Source organism: Stenotrophomonas sp. P5_A8 (genome assembly GCF_056400545.1).
In genome coordinates, this window is sequence record NZ_JBFULB010000348.1 from 1 (window position 1) to 3,961 (window position 3,961).

The window sequence follows — 3,961 nt, forward strand, 5'->3', positions numbered from 1 at the left end:
GGCGTCGGCCATCTGCTTGAGCGCACCGTCACCCTTGTTCCAGATCAGGTCGTCAGGCAGCAGCACCGCGAACGGTTCGTCGCCGACGATCGCCTTGGCGCACAGTACCGCATGGCCCAGCCCCAGCGCCTCGGCCTGRGTGACGAAGATCGCACGCACGCCGTTGGGCAGCACGTGGCGCACCAGCTCCAGCTGCTCCATCTTGCCGGCGCGCTCGAGCTTCTGCTCCAGCTCGTAGGCCTTGTCGAAATAATCGGCCACCGCATGCTTGTAGCGGTTGGTGATGAAGATCAGGGTGTCGCAGCCGGCTTCGATCGCTTCATCGACGGCATATTGGATCAACGGCCGATCGATGATCGGCAGCATTTCCTTGGGAACCGTCTTGGTCGCGGGAAGGAATCGGGTACCGAGACCTGCCACCGGGAAAACCGCCTTGCGGATACGCTTGTTCGTCACAGCCTGTTGGCCTCTCGTGCCGGGAAGGGAAGCACTTTAGCGGACGCGACGTGATCGTCCTGTTGCAGTGGCGAGAACTCCGGCATGGTGGCGAACAGGATGCTGTTGATGGCATCGGTGTCGTAGGTGGCGATCGCTTCGCGCAGGCGCGGGACATTGCCCAGCACCTGCTCGCGGGCGAACGTACGCACGCCGGCTTCGAGGATCTTCGGGTGCGCGGTGGGGCGATAGTCCTCGTCCGAATAGAACAGGGTCTCGTGCAGCTTTTCGCCCGGACGCAGGCCGGTATAGATGATCGCGATGTCCTTGTACGGCTGTTTGCCGGCCAGGCGGATCATCTGCTCGGCGAGCACGCGGATCGGCACCGGCTCGCCCATGTCCAGGGTGTAGATCGCCCCGTGCGACGCCGATGCCGCGGCCTGCAGGATGAGCTGGCAGGCCTCGGGGATGGTCATGAAGTAACGCGTCACTTCCGGATCGGTCACGGTGACCGGCCCGCCCTTGAGGATCTGGTCGCGGAACAGCGGCACCACGCTGCCGGCCGAGGCCAGCACGTTGCCGAAGCGCACAGTCACGAAACGGGTGTGGCTGGTCTTCTGGTCCAGGCTCTGGCAGATCATCTCGGCGTAGCGCTTGCTCGCGCCGAGCGCGTTGACCGGGTCGACCGCCTTGTCGGTGGAGATGAACACGAAATGCTCGATCCGGGCCTCGACACAGGCACGGGCCACCGTTTCGGTGGACAGGATGTTGTTGCGCACCGCCTCACGAAGCTGGCGTTCCAGCACCGGCACCTGCTTGTAGGCGGCGGCATGGAAGACCGCATCGACGCTGGCCATCGACAGCGCGTGGCGGATCACCGCCGGGTCACCGCAATCGCCGAGCACCGCTTCCACTTCCAGGTCGGGGAAGCTGCGGGTGAGCTCGCCCTCGATGGTCAGCAGCAGCAGTTCACTCATTTCCAGCAGGATGATCCGGCCGGCACCGTGACGCGCGCACTGGCGGCACAGCTCCGAACCGATCGAGCCACCGGCGCCGGTCACCAGCACGGTGCGCCCGCCCAGCCAGCCACGGATCAGCGACCAGTCCGGCAGGATCGGCTTGCGACCCAGCAGATCCTCGATCGCCACTTCCTTGAGCTCGCCCGGCAGCGAATGACCGAGCAGCACGTCATTGAGCTTGGGCACCATGCGGAACGGCACGCCGGTGGCCTCACAGATGGCGACCACCCGCTGCATCCCGACCGCATCCAGGGAGGGAATGGCGATCACCAGCAGTCGGGCGGCGGTTTCGCGCACCGCGGCGGGGGCATCGTCCAGCGTGCCGAGAATCGGCAGGCCTTGCAGCTTGGCGCCCTGCAGGTGCGGGGCATCGTCAAGCAGGCCGACCGGCTCGAAATCGCCGGAACGGCGCAGGTCGCGGACCAGCGCCTCGGCGGCCTGGCCGGCACCCAGGATCAGCACCCGACGCGCAGTGGCGTCGTATTGCAGCGACTGGTAGTCCTTCCACGCGCGGTACAACAGGCGTGGCGCGCCCAGCAGCGCCGACAGCGCGAACGGGTAGATCACCAGCACCGACATCGGCACGCCGTTGAAGCGCTTGTAGGCCAGCACGACCACGATGGCGAGCAGGCCGATGAAGCTGGCCTTGAAGATGTTGAGGAGGTCGGCCACGCTGGCGAAACGCCACAGGCCGCGGTACAGGCCCACCCGCCAGAACACCACTGCCTGGATCGCCAGCACCAGCGAGGTGTCGATGTTCCACAGCGGAAGCGAGGGGGCATCGGCCAGCATCGAATAGCGGCCCGCATGCAGCAGCTGCCAGCACGCCCAGACCATGAACAGGTCGTGGACCACGATGGCGCCGCGCGGAATCAAACTGGTAAGACGGTCCTGCCAAGGCGTCATAAAACAAACAATCCTTCTAGTTGCGCATTCCCTTGCGCAGGAGTAGCCACAGGCCGGTCGCGAAGATCATCCACGCGACGGCTACGGCAGCCTCCCACCTCGGCTGCAGATCACTGCAAGCATTAAACACTGTAATACTGAATAGACCAAAAACAAAGTACATCCCTGTGACCAAAGTGTGGCTCAGACCACCTTTGACCGCGCGCTGGTAGAGATGCTGGGTGTGGGGCTCCATCCATCTTTGCCCGGACAGCATGCGCGACAGCAGTGTGAAGCCTGCGTCCACGAGGAACGCCGTGAGCGGCACTAGCAGCAGCAACCAGTTGACCTCGGTCACCACGCTGGCCAGGCAGACCAGGGCGGCAATTGCATAGCCCAGCGCGCCGCTGCCGACATCGCCCATGAAGATCCGTGCCCGCGGGTAGTTGAATGGCAGGAACCCCAGGCACGCCAAGGCCAGGACCAGGCCGGTCAGGGCAAAGGGCGCGGGCATCACCACCGCGAAGGCCAGCCCGGCCAGGATGGCCTGGGTAGTGGCTATGCCGTTGATGCCATCCATGAAGTTCCAGATGTTGATCAACGACGTCGTGAACAGCAGCGCCAGCAGCGCCTGCCACGGATTGCCGCTGGCCTGCCACACCAGCGCGGCCACCAACGCGGCGGCGACCAGATGCACCAGCAACCGGCGGACCGCGGGCAGCGGGCGGTGATCGTCCCACCAGCCAATGCCGGCCACCAGCACCAGGCCAAGACCGAACACCAGCAACTGAAGACGTGCGCCGGGCCACGCCAGCGCAGCTACGCCCGTAGCCAGCAGCAGGGTCAGCACGATCGCGATGCCGCCCCCGCGCGGGGTGGCCACGCCATGGCTGCGGCGTTCGCCGGGCTGATCCATCAGGTTGCGGCGCAGCGCGTAATGGCGCGCACCCCAGGTGAGCGCCGCCGCGATCGCCAGCACCGCCGGCAACCCGACCATCCAGGCCACGGGCATCGCTTAGAGCACCGCGTAGTTCAGCAGCGGCTTGACCGTTCCCCATTCCTTGCAGCTGGGGCACTGCCAGTGGTGCGTACGTGCGCCGAAACCGCAACGCGTGCAGCGATAGGCCGGGTTGCGCACCAGCAGCTGGTCGGTGATGTGCTTGAGGTCATGCAGGGTCGCGGTGGCGTCCGCGCCCTCGGCCAGGGTCAGGTCGATCAGCGCCGATTCGCCACGAACCGACGGACGATCCTTGAGCTGGCGGCCGAGATAGGCGCGCGCCGGGGCCACGCCCTCCTGTTCTTCCATCAACTGGGTCAAGGCCAGCACCGGGGCGATGCCACGGTAATGCTCGGTCATCTCCGACAGGAACGCGCGTGCACCGCCAAGGTCGCCGACCTTGCGGTAGTTCTGCATCAGCGCCTGCAGCACTTCGGGCAGGTATTCGGGATCGTTGCGCGCGGCGCGCTCGAAGGCGCGCACGGCGGCTTCGGCATTGCCCGCATCCGCTTCAAGACGGCCCTCGATGATGCCGGCGCGGACCGACATCGCATCGGCCTGGTAGGCGCGCGCGATGGCCGCCCTCGCCTCCTCGATCTTGCCGGCGCCGCGGAAGCGCTCGGCC

Annotated in this window: 3 protein-coding genes and 1 pseudogene; all 4 read right to left on the reverse strand. The window is 66.1% G+C overall.

Annotated features, from left to right (window positions below; all coding sequences use genetic code 11):
- Nucleotides 1–456: UTP--glucose-1-phosphate uridylyltransferase (locus AC1DQP_RS17710; RefSeq protein ID WP_478052126.1), on the reverse strand; the 456-nt coding region annotated here is incomplete at its 3' end.
- The gene (locus AC1DQP_RS17715; RefSeq protein WP_256773966.1) at nucleotides 453–2,360 is read right to left on the reverse strand and encodes a polysaccharide biosynthesis protein; all 1,908 of its coding nucleotides are present in this window, start codon (nucleotides 2,358–2,360) and stop codon (nucleotides 453–455) included. The genes AC1DQP_RS17710 and AC1DQP_RS17715, both read right to left, overlap by 4 nt.
- Nucleotides 2,361–2,376: 16 nt before the next feature.
- A complete protein-coding gene (locus tag AC1DQP_RS17720; protein WP_478052127.1) occupies nucleotides 2,377–3,351 on the reverse strand; it encodes an MraY family glycosyltransferase in 975 nt (324 codons plus the stop codon).
- A gap of 3 nt (nucleotides 3,352–3,354) precedes the next feature.
- Nucleotides 3,355–3,961: pseudogene (locus tag AC1DQP_RS17725) on the reverse strand (lipopolysaccharide assembly protein LapB); the annotation flags it as partial.